This window comes from Frigoribacterium sp. MCBA15_019 (assembly GCF_001864945.1).
In the GTDB taxonomy this organism is placed as follows: Bacteria; Actinomycetota; Actinomycetes; order Actinomycetales; family Microbacteriaceae; genus Frigoribacterium.
Genome location: NZ_MJGS01000001.1, coordinates 845,610 through 864,880 on the forward strand (window position 1 = coordinate 845,610; position 19,271 = coordinate 864,880).

The window sequence follows — 19,271 nt, forward strand, 5'->3', positions numbered from 1 at the left end:
AGGGGCGGTTCGTCGTCGGGCGCCGTGACTAGAGCGTGACGTCGATCTCGCGCAGCGTCTTCGCGTCGATGGCGACACGCACCTTCTCGACGAGTTCGTCGGGCGCGGGGCTGTCGATGGTCAGGACGCTGAGGGCCTGACCGCCGGCGCTCTGCCGGGCGATCTGCATGCCCGCGATGTTGATGCCGGCGTCGCCGAACTCGCGACCGTAGACCGCGACGATGCCGGGGCGGTCGGTGTAGACCATGACGAGGTGGTGGGCCGCGATGGGGACCTCGACGTCGTAGCCGTTGATCTCGACGATCTTCTCGACCTGCTTCGTCCCGGTGAGGGTGCCGGAGACCGAGATCTGCGAGCCGTCGCTGAGCGAGCCGCGCAGGGTGATGACGTTGCGGTACTCGTTGCTGGTCGGATCGGTGAGCAGACGCACGGTGATGCCGCGCTGCTCGGCCAGCACCGGTGCGTTCACGTAGCTGACAGACTCGCTGACGATGTTCGTGAAGATGCCCTTCAGGGCCGCCAGCTTGAGCACGCTGACGTCGTACTCGACCAGGTCGCCACGCACCTCGACGTCGACGCTCGTCAACGGGCTGTCGGCGAGGCCCGAGAACACCTGACCGATCTTCTCGACCAGGGGGATGCCGGGACGCACGTAGGGGTCGATGACGCCGCCGGCGACGTTGACCGCGTCGGGCACGAGCTCGCCGCCCAGTGCGAGCCGCACCGAACGGGCGACCGAGACGCCGGCCTTCTCCTGCGCCTCGTCCGTCGAGGCACCGAGGTGGGGGGTGACCACGACGTTCTCGAGACCGAGCAGCTTCTGGTCGACCGGGGGCTCTTTCACGAACACGTCCAGCCCGGCGCCGGCGATCTCGCCGGTGGTGAGGGCCTCGTACAGGCCGTCCTCGTCGATGAGGCCACCGCGGGCGACGTTGACGACGAACGCCGACTTCTTCATGGCCTTCATCTGCTCGAGGCCGATCATGCCGGTGGTCTCGGGGGTCTTGGGCATGTGGATCGTCACGAAGTCGCTCGTGGCGAGCAGCTCGTCGAGCGACAGCAGCGTGACCCCGAGCTGCTGCGCGCGGGCCGGCGTGACGTAGGGGTCGTAGGCCACGACGTTCACGCCGAAGGCCTGCAGGCGCGCCGTGATCAGGGCGCCGATGCGGCCCAGGCCGACGATGCCGACCGTCTTCTCGTACAGCTCGACGCCGGTGTACTTCGACCGCTTCCACTGCCCCTGCGCCAGGGCGGAGTGCGCCGCCGGGATGTGCCGCGCGAGGCTGAGGATGTGCCCGACCGTGAGCTCGGCGGCCGAGATGATGTTGGACGTCGGGGCGTTGACCACCATGACGCCGGCCGTGGTGGCCGCCTTGATGTCGACGTTGTCGAGCCCGACGCCGGCGCGCGCGACGACCTTGAGCAACGGAGCGGCGGCAATGGCCTCGGCGTCGACCTGCGTCGCCGACCGCACGAGGATGGCGTCGGCGTCGGCCAGGGCGGCCAGCAGCGCGGGGCGGTCGGTGCCGTCCACCGATCGCACGTCGAAGTCGGGCCCGAGGGCGTCGACGGTGGCGGGTGACAGTTCTTCTGCGATCAACACGACGGGCTTGGCCACGGGGCGGACGTCCTTCTCTGGGTGGTGTTCGGTGAGGAGCCGCGACGCGCCGTGGGCGCGGCTGGTGACGACTCTATCGACTCGCGCGGTTCGTTACGTCCGGATGACGCCGCCCCGGTCGACGGCGTCGAGGACCCGACCCGCGCCTCCTCGGCCCGCTCAGACCGTCGTGACGTACGCGGTCAGGGTCAGCGACACGGCCGCCACGAGACCCAGAGCCGCGAACAGCACCAGCGTGAACTTCCACAGTTCACGACGGCGACCCACCACGATCGCGGCGACGAACGCCAGCGGCGGCACGACGACCCCGACGATCAGCGGCACCCAGGGCGGCGACACCACGAGGCCGTCCAGGCCGTTCTCGCGGTAGAAGTCGTTGTTCTGCGTGAAGACCTGCGGCACGAGCACGAGGTTCGAGATCGCCTCGAACAGGTCGAAGGCGAAGAAGACGGCGAAGACGATCGCCACCGCGAGGTAGAAGAAGAAGGAGGCGCGGCCCGGTTCGCTCGCGTCACCGGCCGTCACCGAGACGGCGTCGTGCTCGTGGTCGCTCATGCGGAGCCTCCGATCACGAGGGGCCAGGGGGCCACGAGGAGCGCCCCGAGGGCCATCCAGGCGAGACGGCGCCCGGTGCGATCGACGGGGACGAGCACGATGACCGCCACGAACCACGCGATCGGGGCCGCCACGGCGAACAGCTCGCCGAGGTTCCACATGAGCGACGAGATCGCGTCGGTGAACGGATTTGTGAAGTCGCCCACGGCGACGATCCAGCCCGCGGCCCAGAGGAGGAACACGCCACCGAGCACGCCGTGCACGACCAGCGACGCCGAGCTCATCACGGCCGGGCCGTCGTCGACGTCGTCCTCGTCGTCGTCCGAGTCCGGGTCCGGGTCGCCCGACTCGTCGTCGAGGTCGGCGCCGAGCTCGTCGCCGGCGGAGTCGGACCGTCTGCCCCGACGCGGACGACCCGTGGGCGTGGGCCCCTCGACGTGACTGCTGTCGGCCTCGTCACCCCAGGTCAGGGCGTCGTCGGCGTCGCCGCCGGCCGGCGCCTGCGGCTCGGCAGGCGTCATGCGGTCAGCTTGGACGAGACCGCCGCGAGCAACGCGGGGAACAGCGGGTGGTCGTCCTGGACGCCCGTCAACGTGCGCGTGAGCTCGTCGGCCCCGAGACCCGAGGTCAGCAGCGACTGCAGCTCGACGCTCTCGACGTCGTCGGGCACCGAGAAGTCGAGGGCGGCACGCACGGCGCGCACGAGGGCGTCGTAGGGCAGCCCGCGCTCGGCGGCCTGGGCCGCGGGTCCGACGAACCGCTCGTGGCGGCTGAGCTTGCGGAGCGGGTTCCGGCCGACGCGTTCGGTGGTGTCGGGGAGGTGCGGGTTGGCGATGCGGACGAGGTTCTTCTCGATGTAGGCCTGCTGCTCGTCGGCGTCGAGCTCGTGCTTGGCCACGAGCAGACCCTTGGTCTCGGCGAGGACGCCGCGGACCTCTGCCATGACCTCGGCGTCGTCGAGGGCCTCGCGGATGCTCGCGAGCCCCTTGCGGAACCCGTGGTAGGCGGCCGCGGCGTGGGCGGTGTTGACCGTGAAGAGCTTGCGCTCGATGAAGGGCTCGAGGTCGGCGACCCACGTGACGCCCTCGATGTCGGGGCGGTGCTCGCCGAACGGCGTGCTCTCGACGACCCACTCGAAGAACGACTCGATGGTGACGTCGAGCGTGCCGCCGGCCTGCTCGGGCACGATGCGGTCGATGGCGCAGTTCGCGAAGACGGCGTTCTCGGCAGGGTCGTGCTCACGCACGGCGGTCGCGAGCGAGTCGGTCGCGTTGATGGCGTTCTCGCACGCGATGACGGAGAGCGGCGCCAGCTCCGCGGACCGCTGGGCCAGGCCCTTGGCGATGACCGGTGCGACGAACGGCAGGATGCGGGCGCCGACGGCGGTGGTCACGACGTCGGCCGTCGCGATCTCGGCCACGAGGGCCGCCTCGTCGGTGCGGCTGTTGATCGCCCGGTAGCCGTCGACGACCGTCGTGCGGCTGTCTTCGCCGACCTCGTGGACCTCGAACGACGACTGCGACTGCAGCGCCCCGATCAGGTCGTCGTTCACGTCGGCGAAGACGACCTCGTAGCCGCTCGCGTGGAGGAACTGGGCGACGAAGCCGCGGCCAATGTTGCCGGCGCCGAAGTGCACTGCTTTCTTGCTCTGAGCCATGCCTTAGATCATGCCACGAGGTCACCTGGCCGACGGACGGCGAGAGGGCCCCGCACCGGGTGGTGCGGGGCCCTCTCGGGTGGTTCAGTGACGACGTCGGGTCAGCGCGCGGCGCTGCCGTCGCCCGTCGGCGAAGCCGACCGAGATGGCCTGCGCCGCCCCGGCTGCGTCTTCGTCAGCGCGCAGCGCTGCCGTCGACGTAGTCGGAGTCCTGCTGCTTCCAGGCGAACAGGGCACGCAGCTCTTGGCCGGTGGCCTCGATCGGGTGCTCCTCGCCCTTCTTGCGCAGCTGCTGGAACTCGGGGGCGCCCGCGTCCTGGTCGTCGATGAAGCGCTTCGCGAAGGCACCCGACTGGATGTCGGCGAGGACGGCCTTCATGTTGTCCTTGACGTCGGGGGTGATGACGCGGGGGCCCGAGACGTAGTCGCCGTACTCGGCCGTGTCGGAGACGCTCCAGCGCTGCTTGGCGAGGCCGCCCTCCCAGATCAGGTCGACGATGAGCTTGAGCTCGTGGAGCACCTCGAAGTAGGCGATCTGCGGCTGGTAGCCGGCCTCGGTGAGGGTTTCGAAGCCGTACTGGATCAACTGCGAGGTGCCGCCGCAGAGCACGGCCTGCTCGCCGAAGAGGTCGGTCTCGGTCTCTTCGGTGAAGGTGGTCTTGATGCCGCCGGCGCGCAGGCCGCCGATGCCCTTCGAGTACGACCAGGCGAGGTCCCAGGCCGAACCCGAGGCGTCCTTCTCGACGGCGACGATGACGGGGACGCCACGGCCGGCCTCGAACTCGCGACGGACGGTGTGGCCGGGACCCTTGGGGGCGACGAGGACCACGTCGACGCCCTCGGGCGCCTCGATGTAGCCGAAGCGGATGTTGAAGCCGTGTCCGAAGACGAGGGCCTTGCCGTCGGCGAGATTGGGGGCGATGTCGTCGGCGTACACGTGGCGCTGCACCTGGTCGGGGGCGAGGATCACGATGACGTCACCCCAGGCCGAGGCCTCGGCGGGCGTCTGCACGGTGAAGCCGGCCTCCTCGGCCTTGGCGCGGCTCTTCGAGCCCTCCTTCAGCCCGACGACGACCTCGACGCCGGAGTCGCGGAGGTTCAGCGCGTGGGCGTGGCCCTGCGAGCCGTAGCCGATGACGGCGACCTTCTTGCCCTGGATGATCGACAGGTCGGCGTCGTTGTCGTAGACGATTTCAGTCACGGTGTGGGTTCTCCTTGGGTGGTGACGGTGGGGTGTCGGGGCGAGGAGGCGCGGTGCGCGACCCCTCGCGGGGTCAGTTCTTGAAGACGCGGTCGGTGATCGACTTCGCGCCGCGGCCGATGGCCAGCAGGCCCGACTGCGAGATCTCCTTGATGCCGTAGGGCTCGAGCACCCGGAGAAGCGCGGTCGTCTTGCCGGTGTCGCCCGTGACCTCGATGACGAGGGCGTCGGTCGACACGTCGACGACCGAGGCACGGAAGAGGGTGACCGCCTCGAGCACCTGCGAGCGGGTCGTGTTGTCGACGCGCACCTTGATCAACAGGTGCTCGCGCTGGACGGACTGCGAGTAGTCGAGCTCGACGATCTTGATCACGTTGATGAGCTTGTTCAGCTGCTTGGTGACCTGCTCGAGCGGCAGCTCTTCGACGTCGACGACGACCGTGATGCGGCTCAGGCCCTCGACCTCGCTCTTGCCGACGGCGAGGCTCTCGATGTTGAAACCGCGTCGGGCGAAGAGCCCGGCGACACGGGTCAGCAGACCCGGCTTGTCTTCGACGAGCAGGGACAGGACGTGGCTCATGCGTGTTCTCCGGTCATGTCGCCGTCACGGGTGGTGTCGGAGGCGCTCGTGCCGGGCGCCTCGTCGTCCCACTCGGGAGCGAGGGCTCGGGCGTGCTGGATCTCGGAGTTCGAGACCCCTTGCGGCACCATCGGCCAGACCATCGCGTCGCGGCTGACGACGAAGTCGATGACGACCGGTCGGTCGTTGGTCGCGAGGGCGAGTTCGATGGCCGCGTCGACCTCGTCCTCGGTGCGGACCCGGATGCCGAGCGCGCCGTAGGCGTCGGCGAGCTTGACGAAGTCCGGCACCATGCGCGTCTCGTGACCGGTGTTGAGGTCGGTGAACGAGTGGCGCCCCTCGTAGAAGAGCGTCTGCCACTGCCGCACCATGCCGAGCGACGAGTTGTTGATGATCGCGACCTTGATCGGGATGTCGTTGATGACGCAGGTCGCCAGCTCTTGGTTGGTCATCTGGAAGCAACCGTCGCCGTCGATCGCCCACACCACGCGGTCGGGCTGGGCGACCTTGGCCCCCATGGCGGCCGGGACCGAGTAGCCCATCGTGCCCGCGCCTCCGGAGTTGAGCCAAGCGTGCGGTCGCTCGTACTCGATGAACTGGGCCGCCCACATCTGGTGCTGGCCGACGCCGGAGGCGTAGATCGCCTCGGGGCCGGAGAGCTGACCGATGCGCTGGATGATCGCCTGCGGGGACAGCAGGCCGTCGTCGGGCTGGGTGTAGCCGAGCGGGAACTGCTCGCGCAGCCCGTCGAGGTGCTCCCACCAGGCCGCGATGTCGGGCTTCACGCCGCCCGTGACCTCGGCGAAGGCGCTCGTGAGGTCGGGGATGACGATCTTCGCGTCACCCACGATCGGCACGTCGGCGATGCGGATCTTCGAGATCTCGGCCGGGTCGATGTCGACGTGGACGACCTTCGCATCGGGCGCGAACAGCTCGGCCTTGCCGGTGACCCGGTCGTCGAACCGCGCGCCGAGGGCGATGATGAGGTCGCTCTCTTGCAGGCCCAGCACGGCCGGGACGGTGCCGTGCATGCCGGGCATCCCGAGGTGCTGCGAGTGGGTGTCGGGGAACGCACCGCGGGCCATCAGGGTGGTGACGACGGGAGCCCCGGTCAGCTCGACGAGGGCCTTCAGCTCGGCCGACGCCTCGGCGCGGATCACGCCGCCGCCGACGTAGAAGACCGGCCTCTTCGCGTCGGCGATCATCTGGGCCGCGGCGGTGATCTGCTTGCCGTGTGCCCTCGTGACCGGCCGGTAGCCCGGCAGATCGACGACGGGCGGCCAGACGAAGGGGGCGCTGTTCTGCTGCGCGTCCTTCGTGATGTCGACGAGAACCGGGCCGGGACGACCCGTGCTCGCGATCTGGTACGCCGCGGCGAGCGTCGCCGGGATGTCCTCGGGCTTCGTCACCAAGAACGAATGCTTCGTGATCGGCATCGTGATGCCGACGATGTCGGCCTCCTGGAAGGCATCGGTGCCCATCAGGGTCGAGAAGACCTGACCGGTGATGGCCAGCAGCGGCATGCTGTCCATGTAGGCGTCGGCGATGGCCGTGACGAGGTTCGTCGCACCGGGACCGGACGTCGCGATCGCGACGCCGACACGACCGGACGCGGCGGCGTAGCCCTCGGCGGCGTGGCCGGCGCCCTGCTCGTGGCGCACCAGGATGTGCCGGATCGCGGTCGAGGCCATCAACTCGTCGTAGAAGGGGATGATGGCGCCGCCGGGCAACCCGAACACGTCGGTCACGCCGAGGTGCTCGAGCGACTTGAGGATGGCACCCGACCCGGTCAGCACGGGAGGCGCGGGGGGCGACCCGACGGACACGCCGGCGTTCGGCCGGGCCGTCCGTGTCGCGGTGCCGGGCGTGGGGGTGGACTCTGCAGGCATCAGTGCCGGTTCCCTGTTCGTGGTCGGTGATCGATGGTGACGGTGCGGGACGCGGCCGTGCACGGGGGTGCGGCGACGCGTCGGCTCGGCCCGGGGGCGGGAGGCGTCAGTAGGTGACGGCGCCCTCGGCCGCGGAACGGACCTGGCGTGCGTACTTCGCGAGGACACCGCGGGTGTAGCGCGGGGGAAGCGGTGCCCAGCCGTCTCGGCGGGCGTCCAGCTCTGCGGCGTCGACGAGTAGGTCGATCGAGCGAGCGGCGATGTCGACCCGAATCAAGTCACCATCGCGCACGAAGGCGATCGGACCGGAGTCGACCGCTTCGGGTGCTATGTGGCCGATGCACAGGCCGGTTGTGCCGCCTGAGAATCGTCCGTCCGTCAAGAGTAGTACATCTTTGCCGAGCCCCGCGCCCTTGATGGCTGCCGTGATGGCGAGCATCTCGCGCATTCCCGGGCCGCCCTTCGGGCCCTCGTAGCGGATCACGACCACGTCGCCGGCCTCGATGCGCCCCTCGGTGAGGGCGTCCATCGCACCACGCTCGCGTTCGAAGACCTTCGCCGGACCCTCGAACACCGAGGCGTCGAAGCCGGCCGTCTTCACGACGGCGCCTTCGGGTGCCATCGAGCCGCTGAGGACCGTGAGACCGCCGGTCGCGTGGATCGGGTCGTCGAGCGTGCGCAGCACCTCGCCGTCGAGCGGCTTCGGTTTGATCGACTCGAGGTTCTCGGCCACGGTCTTGCCCGTGACGGTCAGGCAGTCGCCGTGCAGCAGACCCGCGTCGAGGAGGGCCTTCATGACGACGGGTACGCCGCCCATGCGGTCGACGTCGTTCATGACGTACTTGCCGAAGGGCTTGAGGTCGCCGATGTGCGGCACCTTGTCGCCGATGCGGTTGAAGTCGTCGATGGTGAGGTCGACCTCGGCCTCGTACGCGATGGCGAGCAGGTGCAACACGACGTTGGTCGAGCCGCCGAAGGCCATCGCCACGGCGATGGCGTTCTCGAACGCCTTCTTCGTGAGGATGTCGCGCGTCGTGATGCCCAGGCGGAGCATCTCGACGACGGCCTCGCCCGAGCGGTGGGCGAAATAGTCGCGGCGACGGTCGGCCGACGGCGGGGACGCCGAACCGGGGAGGCTCATGCCGAGGGCCTCGGCCACGCTGGCCATGGTGTTGGCGGTGTACATGCCGCCGCAGGCACCCTCGCCCGGGACGATGGCGCACTCGATCGCCTTGAGGTCGTCGTCGCTCATGTTGCCGGCCTTGTGGGCACCGACCGCCTCGAACGAGTCGATGATCGTGACGTTCTTCTCGGTGCCGTCGCTGAGCTTGACCCAGCCGGGGGCGACGCTGCCGGCGTAGAGGAAGACGCTGGCGAGGTCGAGCCGGGCCGCGGCCATCAGCATGCCGGGCAGCGACTTGTCGCAACCGGCGAGCAGCACCGAACCGTCGAGTCGCTCGGCGTTCATGACGACCTCGACGCTGTCGGCGATCACCTCTCGCGAGACGAGCGAGAAGTGCATGCCCTCGTGGCCCATCGAGATGCCGTCGGACACCGAGACGGTGCCGAACTGGAGCGGGTAGCCACCGCCGGCGTGGACGCCCTCTTTGGCGCCCTGGGCCAGTCGGTCGAGCGACAGGTTGCAGGGGGTGATCTCGTTCCAGCTGCTGGCGATGCCGATCTGGGGCTTGCTCCAGTCTTCGTCGCCCATGCCGACGGCACGGAGCATGCCTCGCGACGTGGTGGCCTCGACGCCGTCGGTGACGACGCGGCTGCGGGGTTTGATGTCGATCCCGTCCGGGGTGGGCTTCTCTGGCATGGGTCGAGTTTAGGCCGTGACCGGGCCCGTGCCGTCCACCGCGGCCGGACGCCTCAGAGCTCGCCCGGCTCCCCCGCCGCGGCATCGCGCGACCGGGTGCGTCGGCCCTCGTGGTCGCGGGCCTCGTCGTCGCCCTCGCTGTCGTCGAGCCCGGAGGAGTCGCCCACCCGGTCCATCTCGACGGCCAGGGCGTCGGCCGACCCGACGGGCAGGTCGGACACGTCGAGATCGGTGACGTCGCCCTCGGTGGTCTCGGCGATCTCGCCGGCGGCCCGCGCCACGGCGTCGTCGAGTTCGTCGACGACCAACTGGTCCCGCAACAGGTCGCCGTTGCGGTACCCCGCCCGCCCGATCATGTGCGCCGAGATGGGGGCGGTGAGCATCTGGAAGACGAGGACGACGAGCAGGGATGCGATCGTGCCGACGGTGTGCTGGTCGAGCGCGATGGCCGCCAGCACGAGGATGAGGCCGAAGATCTGCGGCTTGGTCGCGGCGTGCATGCGCGACAGGGCGTCCGGGAACCTCAGGAGGCCGATGCCCGCCGCGACCGAGAGCAGCGCCCCGCCGATCAGCATGATCGAGGCGGCGACCTCGTAGACCGTCTCGGGGATCACGACGGGTCCTGCTTCGAGACGTAGCGCGCCACGGTGATCGAACCGAGGACGGCCGTCAGCGCGAGGGCGAGGATGACCGGGATGGTGCGGGTGTGGCCGTTGAAGACCATGTCGGCGGCGAGCACGCAGATCAGGGTGGTCAGCAGCATGTCGGACGCGATCATGCGGTCGAGGATCGACGGCCCCCGCACGATGCGGATGACCGACGCGAGTCCGGCGAACGCGAACAGCGCACCGACGACGTAGGCGACGACGGTCACGAGGGACCTCCTTCGTGGGACGAGGACGGGCTGACCGGTTCGTGGACCTCGGCCGCGGCCGGGGTGCCGTCGGCGATGCGACGTCGGTCGTCGTCGCTGCCGAGCACCCGGACGAGACGGGCCTCGACGACCAGGACGCCGTCGCGGACGCCCTCGACCCCGGCGAGGTCCTCGACGGCGAGGGCGTGCAGGTAGAGGATCGACCGCTCGCGGTCGGCCTCGACCACGAGCGACCCGGGCACGAGCGAGATCGCCTCGGCGACCAGGGTCATGATGAAGTCCGACCTCGTGTGCAGCTGGACGGCGACGATGGCGTTCGAGGTCACCCCCCGAGGACGCACGGCCTGCCAGGCGACGATGACGGAGGCGCGGACCAGGTCGACCACGAAGTGCGCCAGGAAGACTACGGCGTACCAGAGGTTGAACCGGCCGCTCAGTTCGACCGGCGGCAGGAAGAACACCCGGGTCACGAGCAGCGCCACCGCGACCCCGGTGACGAAGGCCAGGACGGTGAACTGGTTCCACAGGGCCATCCAGAGGACGACCAGTCCGACGAGCAGGGGCAGCTGACGGGCGAGGCTGCGGCCGACCTCGCCACGGGTGGGACGACCGGTCACGGTGTGCTCCCCTCGTCGGCGGAGTCGGAGGCGGGTTCGGGCTCGGGCGACGACGGGTCGGAGGTCGTCTCGCCCTGCCCGGCGGGGAAGACCGTCTGCACGTAGTCGTTCGAGCCGTAGACCCGACCGGCCGCGCGCTCGGCGACGCCGTAGAGCGGGCCGGCGGCGAAGGTGAGGGCGAGCGAGACGAGCACCATGCCGGCGGTCGCGCCCACCATGGTGCGGGGGTTGGTGCGACGCTGCTGGACGGCCACCCGACCCGGGGCCTCCTCGAGGTGCTCGGTGAACGGCGACTCGTGGTCGTCGACGTCGGCCTTGGGACGCCAGAACGCGAGGTTCCAGGCACGCATCAGGGCGTAGAGCGTGAGCAGGGATGTCAGCGCCCCGGCGCCGATGAGCACGTACACGAGCGGATCGTCGAGCCGGGCGCCGGCCTCGAAGAGCGCGACCTTGCCGATGAAGCCCGAGAACGGCGGGATGCCACCCAGGTTGAGCGCCGGGATGAAGAAGAGGACGGCCACGATCGGCGCCGCCTTGAGCAGACCGCCCAGACGGGTGATCGACGCCGTACCGCCTCGTCGTTCGATCAACCCCGCCCCGAGGAAGAGCGTGGTCTGCACCGTGATGTGGTGGACGACGTAGTAGATCGTCGCTGCCAGCCCCTCGACGGTGCCGAGCGCGATGCCGAAGATCATGTAGCCGATGTGGCTGACCAGGGTGAACGAGAGCAGTCGCTTGATGTCGGCCTGGGCCACCGCTCCGAGGATGCCCACGATCATCGTCAGCAACGCGATGATCAGCAGGTAGACGTTGACGTTGCTCTCGACGAACAGCACCGTCTCGGTGCGGATGATGGCGTACACGCCGACCTTGGTCAGCAATCCCGCGAAGACGGCGGTCACGGGGGCGGGAGCGGTCGGGTACGAGTCGGGCAGCCAGAACGACAGAGGGAAGATCGCGGCCTTGATGCCGAACGCCGTCAGCAGCATGACGTGGATGATCGTCTGCACGTCGGGCGGGATGGTGTCCATCTTCTGGGCGATGTCGGCGATGTTGACCGTGCCGAGCGCGCCGTAGATCATCGCGATGGACGCGAGGAACAGCACGGACGACACCAGGCTGACGACGATGTAGACCACACCGGCCCGGATGCGCTGCTCGGTGCCGCCGAGGGTGATCAGCACGTAGCTGGCCACCAGGAGGATCTCGAAGCCCACGTAGAGGTTGAAGAGGTCACCTGCGATGAAGGCGTTGAAGACGCCCGTGGCGAGGATGAGGTAGGTCGGGTTGTAGATCGAGACCGGGGCCTCGCCGTCACCGTCGGCCTGGCCCTGCCCGACCGAGAACACGAAGACCGCCAGCAGGACGATCGACGAGATGCTGAGCATGAGCGCGGCGAGACGGTCGACGACGAGCGTGATGCCGAACGGCGCCTGCCAACCGCCCACCTGCACGGCGATCGCCCCTTGCGTGTCCACGACGACGAGCAGCACGAGGCTGATGACGACGACGAGGGCCAGGGCGACGATCGAGACGACGGCCTGCAGCCGGGGCCGCCGACCGGCGATCAGTGCCGCCGCGGCACCGAGCAGTGGGATCAGGACGACGAGCGGCACGAGGTAGCTGGTGGTCATGCTCCGTGCCCTTTCTCGTCGTGGTGGGACCGGTCGTGGTGGGGCCGGTCGTCGGCCGGGACGGCCGCTTCGGCCCGGCTGCCGAACTCGCTGTCGCCACCGGCCTCGTCGTCACCGTCGCCCTGCTCGGACTCTTCTTCGGCCGGGACGCCTCGACGTCCGATCTCGAGGTCCTCGGCGTCGTCCGCGAGGGTGTCGCCCTGCGCGAGTCGCCACGACCGGTAGATCAGCGCGAGCATGAACGCCGAGATGCCGAAGGTGATGACGATGGCCGTCAGCACGAAGGCCTGCGGCAGCGGGTCGGCGAAGTCGGCCGGATCGGCCTGGCCGTCGACCACGGGGGCCGCGCCGCGTCGGCCGGACATGAGCAGTATGAGGATGTTCGTGGCGTTGCCGACGAGCAGGAAGCCCAGCAGCACCCGGGTCATGCTGCGCTCGAGCAGCAGGTAGACGCCGCAGGCGTACAGCGCGGCCATGACGACGATCAGGGCGAGGGAGACGCTCATGCGCGCCCCCGCTCGGTCGGGGGCGTACCGGCGACGGACACGGGGAGCGACTCCTCTTCGGGCTCGGACACCTCGCTCGGGTGGCCGAACGCGTCCTCTTCTTCTTGACGGTCGACCTCGGCTCCGAGGCTGCGGAGCACGTCGAGGACGAGCCCGACGACGACCAGGTAGACGCCGACGTCGAAGAACGTCGACGTGACGAACTCGACGTGGCCGAGCAGCGGCACCTCGGCCTCGAACCAGGTCGACGTGAGGGCGTCGACTCCGAAGAAGAGCGGGACGAGTGCCGTCGCGGCGACCGTCAGGAGACCGGCGCCCAGGAGCTTGCCGGCATCGAGGGGCGCGGCCGCGCCGAGCTCGTACCGACCGCCGGCGAGGTAGCGCGCCACGAAGGCGAACCCCGCGACCAGACCGCCGGCGAAGCCACCGCCGGGCAGGTTGTGACCGGCGAAGAGCAGGTAGATCGACACGACGATGATGGCGTGGAAGATCAGCCGGACGACGACCTCGAGCAGGATGGACCGGTTCTGCGGAGCGAGTTTGCGCCCGGCCAGCAGCCAGGCACGCCGGTCGCCCTCGGTGCTGTCGCCGATCTGCGCCGTCGCCCCGCCGACGGGCACGACCGGGGCCGGCTCGCGCACGGGTCGGACCCGTGCCAGGAACCGCTGCGCCCGCGTGCGCCGCTCGGGCCGGGGCAGGACGTCGGCGCGGGAGGTCAGGAAGACGAGGCTCGCGACGCCCGTGGCGGCGACGATGAGGACGGCGATCTCGCCCATGGTGTCCCACCCGCGGATGTCCACGAGCGTCACGTTGACGACGTTTCGGCCGTGGCCACCGTCGACGGCGAGATCGGGGAAGGCACCGGAGATGGTGGGGATCGATCGCGCCCCGAGGGCGACGACGGCGATGGCGGCCATGACGGACCCGACCGAGATGCCGATGACGGCCCGGATCGCCCGGTGGGTGCGTCCGTTGCGTTCGCCCAGGCGGGCCGGCAGCCGACGCAGCACGAGGACGAACGCGATGAGGGTGATGGTCTCGATCAGGGCTTGCGTCAGGGCCAGGTCGGGAGCCCCGTGCAGGGCGAAGAGCGCGGCCATGCCGTAGCCGGTCACGCCGACGAGGACGACGGCCTGGAACCTCTTGTTCGACAGCGCCGACGCGATGGCGCCGATGATCATCAACCCGCCGATGGCGAGCTGGGCCGGGTAGTCCCAGAGCACGGCGGTGGTCGGCCAGTCGCTGTTGAGCGCCAGCGTCACCGCCGACGAGGCGATGAACACGATGAGGATGGTGGCGAGGTAGAACGGCAGCGACCCGCGCTGCGTCGTCGCGGTCGTCCGTGACGCCGTGCGGTCGATGGTCGCCATGATGCGCACGTACCCGTCGGAGGCGCGGGGCAGGAACGAGACGGCCTTCTGCACCTGCGACACCCGATCGCGCTGCCAGAAGAGCAGGCCGCCGACGACGAGCGAGATCGCGGTGAAGCCGAGCGCGGGCTCCAGTCCGTGCCACAGCGCCAGGTAGTACGGCTCGTGCTCGCCCGGTGCGGCGGGGAGCGTGTCGGCGTAGCGCGCGAACACCGGGCCGACCTGGTACGAGACCAGACCCAGCACCACGCCGGCGACGGCGAGGACGATCGGCGACGCGAGGAAGTCCACGTGCTCGCGGACGAAGTCGACCGGCTCGACGCCCTTCTTGCGGCCGAACGCCCCCCAGAGGAAGCGCAGGCTGTACGCGGTGGTCAGGATCGAACCGACGACGACGCCGACCAAGGCCATCACGCCCCAGGCCGAGCCGGTCACGGCGTCGTCGTAGAGCGCCGTGAGCACGGCCTCTTTCGCGACGAAGCCGAAGGTCGGCGGCACGCCGGCCATGGAGGCGAGGGCGAGGATCGTCACCACGAGGAGGACGGGCGCCTGCCGACCGAGCCCGCAGAGCTTGCGGAGGTCTCGTGTGCCGGTCCGGTGGTCGATGACGCCGACCACCAGGAAGAGCGTGGACTTGAACAGGGCGTGCGCGACCAGGAGTGCGAGGCCGGCGAGTGCGGCGTCGCGGGTGCCGAAACCGACCACGATCGTCAGGAAGCCGAGCTGGCTCACCGTGCCGTAGGCCAGGACGAGCTTCAGGTCGTGCTGGCGGAGGGCGCGGTACCCGCCCAGGATCATCGTGACGACCCCGACGGTCACGATGATCTCTTGCCAGCCGGGCTGGTCGTGGTAGCCGGGGGCGAGCCGGGCGACGAGGTAGATGCCCGCCTTGACCATCGCGGCGGCGTGCAGGTAGGCGCTGACCGGCGTCGGTGCGGCCATCGCGGCCGGGAGCCAGAAGTGGAACGGCACGAGTGCCGACTTCGAGAGGGCCCCGACGAGCACGAGCACGACGGCCACCGTGACGACCGTGCCGGTGGGTGGCTGCTCGACGAGCTGCGACAACGAGCTCGTGCCGCCCTGGACGGCGAGGATCACGAGGCCGACGAGCATCGCGAGCCCGCCGGCGGTCGTGACGATGAGGGCCTGCAACGCGGCGCCACGGCTGGCCTGCTTCGCCGTGTAGTGCCCGATCAGCAGGTACGAGAAAACGCTCGTGGCCTCCCAGAAGACGAACAGGACGAAGACGTCGTCGCTCGTCACGAGGCCGTACATGGCCCCGGCGAAGGCCACGAGCACGGCGGCGAACCGGGCGCGACCGGCCTCGTCGCGCTCGAAGTACCGGGCGCAGTAGACGAGGACGAGGCCGCCGACGCCGGTCACGACGAGCGCGAGCACCCAGGCGAGCACGTCCATGCGCAGCGTGAGCGAGATGGCGAGCTGCGGGATCCACGGCAAGGCCTCGGTGGGCACCTCGCCCGACAGCACCGCGGGCCCCTGGAACGCCGTGAAGACGAAGGCGGCGAAGGGCACGACGGACGCCCAGAGGAAGAGCGAGCGGCCGAGTCGCCCGCCGACGCAGGCCACGACGACGGCCGCCACGGCGAACGTTGTCAGGACTACGATCACGGGGACCTCCGTCGGCTGGCGACCTCGTCGAACCGGCTCGGCTGAGCGGCGGCGGGGAGTCGCGGCGGGGGGTCCAGACTACCTTGCAGTCGGCTGGGAATGCTCAGACCCGGGCATCACACCCGTGCAAGTCATGCGGCGTCAAGCATGCCCCAGGTGCTCGCGCAGACCGGCCAGTTCGACGAGCAGGTCGGCCATCGCGGCGGGATCGGCGACACGGTGCATCGCCCCGGTCTCGCCCGGGCCGACCTTGACCGACAGGTCGCCCTCGCCGAGCGCCCGGAAGCCGTCCTCGTCCGTCACGTCGTCCCCCGCGTAGAGGACGCCCGTGGCCTCGACGGCTTCACGGAGTCGGTCGATGCCGTCGTTCTTGCCCGTCGCCCGGACGGCGAACTCGAGGACGTTCTTGCCGACCCGCTCGTGCATGCCGCCGAGGGCGCCGACGGCCTCGCGGGCCGCCGTGTGGACGGCCTCGGTCGTCGCGACGTCCGCGAGCCGTGTGTGCAGGGCGAGGCCTGCGGGCTTCTCTTCCACGAAGACGCCCTCACGCCCCTCGGCCGCACCGTGGACGGCGTCGGACAGGCGCGCGCGGGCAGCCTGCTCGTCGTCGGTCAGCGAGGTCTCGTGGCCGTCGACCCGCACCTCGATGCCGTGCGAGCCGACCAGCAGCACCTCGTCGGGGGTCTGGCTGACCTCGACCAACGACGCGAGGTCGCGTCCGGACACCAGGGCCACCGTGGTCTGGTCGAGGGCCGAGAGGCGCCTGATCGCGTCCAGGGCCGCCGGCAGCGCCCGGGCCTGCAGGGGCGCGTCGACCTCGGGGGCCAGGGTGCCGTCGAAGTCGAGGGCCACGAGGAGGCGCGGGGTCGTCGCGAGGCGACCGAGCGCGTCGCTGAGCGCGAGGGAGTCGGAACCGATCACGAGGCGTCGCCGCCCTTCGCGCCCGAGGCCGGTGCCGGCGTGATCTGCTGCCCCGGTCGCACGTTCTCGAGGGCCTGGAGGAAGGACGCCGACCACTTGGCCACGTCGTTCTCGAGCACGCGACGGCGGAGGGCGCGCATGCGCGTGGTGCGGTCCCGCTTGGGCATCTCGATGGCGCGCATGATCGTGTTCTTGAGGCCGCCGATGTCGTGCGGGTTGATCAGCAGGGCGCTCTTCAGCTCGTCGGCCGCACCGGCGAACTCGCTGAGCACGAGCACGCCGTCGTTGTCGCGACGCACCGCCACGTACTCTTTCGCGACCAGGTTCATGCCGTCGCGCAGTGCCGTGACCAGCATGATGTCGGCGGCGAGGTACAGCGCCACCATCTCTTCGCGGGGGTAGCCGTGGTGGTGGTAGCTGATGGCCGTGTGGCTCATGGTGCCGTAGTCGCCGTTCACGCGGCCGACGGTCAGCTCGATCTCGTCGCGCAGCTGCTTGTACGTCTCGACCCGCTCGCGGCTCGGGCTCGCGACCTGCACGAGCGTGGCGTCCTCGACGCTGAGCCGGCCGTCCGCGAGCAGCTCGCCGAACGCCTTCATGCGGTGCCGGATGCCCTTGGTGTAGTCGAGCCGGTCGACGCCGAGCATGATCGTCTTGGGGTTGCCGAGGCCCTCGCGGATCTCACGGGCCCTGGCCTGGACGTCGGGTCGGGCGGCGAGCTCTTCGTAGCTGGCGGCGTCGATCGAGATCGGGAAGTGCTTCGCCAGCACGCGGCGCACCTTCGTGCCGCGGCGCGACACCGGCGCGGACTCGTCGTCGACCGGGACCTCGATGTAGGGGCGCGTCGTCGAGTAGCCGAGCAGGTGGCGGACGGCGCGCGAGAAGTTCGACGCGTCGTCGGCCCGCTGGAAGCCGATGACGTCGGCGCCGAGCAGGCCCTCGACGATCTGCTGCCGCCAGGGCAGCTGCGAGAAGATGCCGAGCGGCGGGAACGGGATGTGGTTGAAGAACCCGATGGTGACGTCGGGTCGGGCCTCGCGCAGCATCTTCGGCACGAGCTGCAGCTGGTAGTCCTGCACCCAGATGGTGCCGCCCTCTTCGGTGATCTCGGCGGCCCGGTCGGCGAAGCGCTGGTTGACCTGCACGTAGGACTCCCACCAGACCCGGTGGTAGGTCGGGGCAGCGATGACGTCGTGGTAGAGCGGCCACAGCGTGTCGTTGCTGAAGCCCTCGTAGTAGCGCTGCACCTCGTCGGCGCTGAGCGGCACGGGGACGATCTCGATCCCGTCCGCCTCGAAGGGCTCGAACTCGAGGTCGGGTTGCCCCGCCCAGCCCACCCACGCACCGTCGTTGGCCTTCATGACGGGCTCGAGGGCGGTGACGAGACCGCCGGGCGAGTGCTGCCACGACGCCGAACCGTCGTCGGCGACGACCCGGTCGACGGGCAAGCGGTTGGAGACGACGACGAAGCCGTAACGTTCGGGGGTGTCAGGCATGGGGGTGGGTCAGCTCCTGTCGGATCGCCCGCACGGACGCGGGACGGCCAGATTATCAGCGACGCCCCCGCGCCCCCGGTCGACCGGCGGCGCCCCACCGCCCCACCGCGGCACCGGTCAGGCGAGGTGCAGGGTCGCCTCGGCGGCTCTCACAAGCGCCACGCCGTAGCCCGGCCCGTGACCGGCGGCGTGCACGGCGAGCGGATGCAGCTGGTGCAGCGGCACGCGGCCCTGCCACCCCTCCCCCAGCGGCGAGCGCGCCTCGTAGCCGGCCAGCACGTCCTCGAGGTGCGGGCAGCCGAACAACGCCAGCATCGCCAGGTCGGTCTCGGGGTGCCCGCCGTGGGCGGCCGGGTCGATGAGCACGACCCCGCCGCCGTCGAAGAGCACGTTGCCGGCCCACAGGTCGCCGTGGAGGCGAGCCGGCGGAACGTCGTCGTCGAAGGCGCCGTCCGCGACGACGCGGCACGCACGCTCGACGACCTCGAGGCCCGCCCGGTCGAGGTTGCCCGCCTCGACGGCGACGCGGGCGTACGGCAGGACCCGCTGCTCGGCGTAGAAGACGCCCCAGGTCGCCTTCGGTCGCACGGTCATCGACCGGCTGCCGATGAAGCACGGGCCCGTCCACCCCCGAGGAGGCGCACCGAACGCGTCCGCGCCGCTCGCGTGGGTCACCGCGAGCGCCTCACCGAAGGCCCGGGCGGCCTCGGCCGTGGGGCGGACCTCGTGCACGGGATCGAGGTCGATGCGCCCCGGGGACGCGGCCTGCACGCCCACGGTGCGCGCGCCTCCTCGGGGCGTGGCCTCGGCGAGCCAGGCGAGCCCGACCGCCTCGGCCTCGAAGAACCCTGCGGGGGCGTCGGCACGCTGCTTCGTGTACGAGGTCACGGGAATAGCATGCGCCT

The 19,271-nt window shown here is 70.3% G+C and carries 17 protein-coding genes; all 17 read right to left on the reverse strand.

Features of this window, described 5'->3' with window-relative positions:
- Positions 1–28 precede the first annotated feature (28 nt).
- On the reverse strand, positions 29–1,618 hold the full coding sequence (gene serA / locus BIV04_RS04000) for a phosphoglycerate dehydrogenase (protein WP_071254267.1): 1,590 nt from the start codon (positions 1,616–1,618) through the stop codon (positions 29–31).
- 159 nt (positions 1,619–1,777) lie between these two features.
- Positions 1,778–2,173, reverse strand: coding sequence for a hypothetical protein (locus tag BIV04_RS04005; protein ID WP_071254269.1), 396 nt, complete (start codon positions 2,171–2,173; stop codon positions 1,778–1,780).
- Positions 2,170–2,694 carry a hypothetical protein gene (locus BIV04_RS04010; protein ID WP_071254271.1) on the reverse strand — a complete coding sequence of 175 codons (525 nt, stop codon included), beginning with the start codon at positions 2,692–2,694 and terminating at the stop codon, positions 2,170–2,172. Before BIV04_RS04010 ends, BIV04_RS04005 begins: the two co-directional genes overlap by 4 nt.
- Positions 2,691–3,830, reverse strand: coding sequence for a mannitol-1-phosphate 5-dehydrogenase (locus BIV04_RS04015; protein WP_071254272.1), 1,140 nt, complete (start codon positions 3,828–3,830; stop codon positions 2,691–2,693). Before BIV04_RS04015 ends, BIV04_RS04010 begins: the two co-directional genes overlap by 4 nt.
- Before the next feature lie 175 nt (positions 3,831–4,005).
- On the reverse strand, positions 4,006–5,031 hold the full coding sequence (gene ilvC, locus BIV04_RS04020) for a ketol-acid reductoisomerase (protein WP_054145650.1): 1,026 nt from the start codon (positions 5,029–5,031) through the stop codon (positions 4,006–4,008).
- Between the two features lie 73 nt (positions 5,032–5,104).
- Positions 5,105–5,611, reverse strand: coding sequence for an acetolactate synthase small subunit (gene ilvN / locus BIV04_RS04025; RefSeq protein WP_043593980.1), 507 nt, complete (start codon positions 5,609–5,611; stop codon positions 5,105–5,107).
- Positions 5,608–7,500, reverse strand: a complete 1,893-nt coding sequence (locus BIV04_RS04030) for an acetolactate synthase large subunit (protein ID WP_083396109.1) — start codon at positions 7,498–7,500, stop codon at positions 5,608–5,610. Before BIV04_RS04030 ends, ilvN begins: the two co-directional genes overlap by 4 nt.
- Before the next feature lie 106 nt (positions 7,501–7,606).
- Positions 7,607–9,319, reverse strand: a complete 1,713-nt coding sequence (gene ilvD, locus BIV04_RS04035) for a dihydroxy-acid dehydratase (protein WP_071254273.1) — start codon at positions 9,317–9,319, stop codon at positions 7,607–7,609.
- Between the two features lie 53 nt (positions 9,320–9,372).
- On the reverse strand, positions 9,373–9,933 hold the full coding sequence (gene mnhG / locus BIV04_RS16675) for a monovalent cation/H(+) antiporter subunit G (protein ID WP_071254275.1): 561 nt from the start codon (positions 9,931–9,933) through the stop codon (positions 9,373–9,375).
- Positions 9,930–10,193 (reverse strand): monovalent cation/H+ antiporter complex subunit F, encoded by a 264-nt coding sequence (locus tag BIV04_RS04045; RefSeq protein WP_054145652.1) that lies wholly within the window; start codon positions 10,191–10,193, stop codon positions 9,930–9,932. Before BIV04_RS04045 ends, mnhG begins: the two co-directional genes overlap by 4 nt.
- On the reverse strand, positions 10,190–10,810 hold the full coding sequence (locus tag BIV04_RS04050) for a Na+/H+ antiporter subunit E (RefSeq protein ID WP_071254276.1): 621 nt from the start codon (positions 10,808–10,810) through the stop codon (positions 10,190–10,192). The genes BIV04_RS04045 and BIV04_RS04050 overlap by 4 nt, the downstream gene beginning before the upstream one ends.
- The gene (locus BIV04_RS04055; protein WP_083396110.1) at positions 10,807–12,444 is read right to left on the reverse strand and encodes a Na+/H+ antiporter subunit D; all 1,638 of its coding nucleotides are present in this window, start codon (positions 12,442–12,444) and stop codon (positions 10,807–10,809) included. Before BIV04_RS04055 ends, BIV04_RS04050 begins: the two co-directional genes overlap by 4 nt.
- Positions 12,441–12,950, reverse strand: coding sequence for a Na(+)/H(+) antiporter subunit C (locus BIV04_RS04060; RefSeq protein ID WP_071254278.1), 510 nt, complete (start codon positions 12,948–12,950; stop codon positions 12,441–12,443). The genes BIV04_RS04055 and BIV04_RS04060 overlap by 4 nt, the downstream gene beginning before the upstream one ends.
- Positions 12,947–15,949, reverse strand: coding sequence for a Na+/H+ antiporter subunit A (locus BIV04_RS04065; RefSeq protein ID WP_071254281.1), 3,003 nt, complete (start codon positions 15,947–15,949; stop codon positions 12,947–12,949). Before BIV04_RS04065 ends, BIV04_RS04060 begins: the two co-directional genes overlap by 4 nt.
- A 141-nt stretch (positions 15,950–16,090) precedes the next feature.
- Positions 16,091–16,870 (reverse strand): trehalose-phosphatase, encoded by a 780-nt coding sequence (otsB, locus tag BIV04_RS04070; protein WP_218141812.1) that lies wholly within the window; start codon positions 16,868–16,870, stop codon positions 16,091–16,093.
- Positions 16,867–18,366 carry an alpha,alpha-trehalose-phosphate synthase (UDP-forming) gene (gene otsA / locus BIV04_RS04075; RefSeq protein WP_071254284.1) on the reverse strand — a complete coding sequence of 500 codons (1,500 nt, stop codon included), beginning with the start codon at positions 18,364–18,366 and terminating at the stop codon, positions 16,867–16,869. Before otsA ends, otsB begins: the two co-directional genes overlap by 4 nt.
- 117 nt (positions 18,367–18,483) lie before the next feature.
- Positions 18,484–19,254, reverse strand: coding sequence for a fructosamine kinase family protein (locus tag BIV04_RS04080; RefSeq protein ID WP_071254286.1), 771 nt, complete (start codon positions 19,252–19,254; stop codon positions 18,484–18,486).
- Between the last annotated feature and the right edge of the window lie 17 nt (positions 19,255–19,271).

Bases quoted from the DNA above. Each gene is read 5' to 3' on its own strand.
- BIV04_RS04055 (WP_083396110.1), bottom strand. From the start codon at position 12,444: ATGACCACCAGCTACCTCGTGCCGCTCGTCGTCCTGATCCCACTGCTC.
- BIV04_RS04015 (WP_071254272.1), bottom strand. From the start codon at position 3,830: ATGGCTCAGAGCAAGAAAGCAGTGCACTTCGGCGCCGGCAACATTGGC.
- otsA (WP_071254284.1), bottom strand. From the start codon at position 18,366: ATGCCTGACACCCCCGAACGTTACGGCTTCGTCGTCGTCTCCAACCGC.
- ilvD (WP_071254273.1), bottom strand. From the start codon at position 9,319: ATGCCAGAGAAGCCCACCCCGGACGGGATCGACATCAAACCCCGCAGC.
- BIV04_RS04030 (WP_083396109.1), bottom strand. From the start codon at position 7,500: ATGCCTGCAGAGTCCACCCCCACGCCCGGCACCGCGACACGGACGGCC.
- ilvN (WP_043593980.1), bottom strand. From the start codon at position 5,611: ATGAGCCACGTCCTGTCCCTGCTCGTCGAAGACAAGCCGGGTCTGCTG.
- BIV04_RS04010 (WP_071254271.1), bottom strand. From the start codon at position 2,694: ATGACGCCTGCCGAGCCGCAGGCGCCGGCCGGCGGCGACGCCGACGAC.
- BIV04_RS04060 (WP_071254278.1), bottom strand. From the start codon at position 12,950: ATGAGCGTCTCCCTCGCCCTGATCGTCGTCATGGCCGCGCTGTACGCC.
- BIV04_RS04005 (WP_071254269.1), bottom strand. From the start codon at position 2,173: ATGAGCGACCACGAGCACGACGCCGTCTCGGTGACGGCCGGTGACGCG.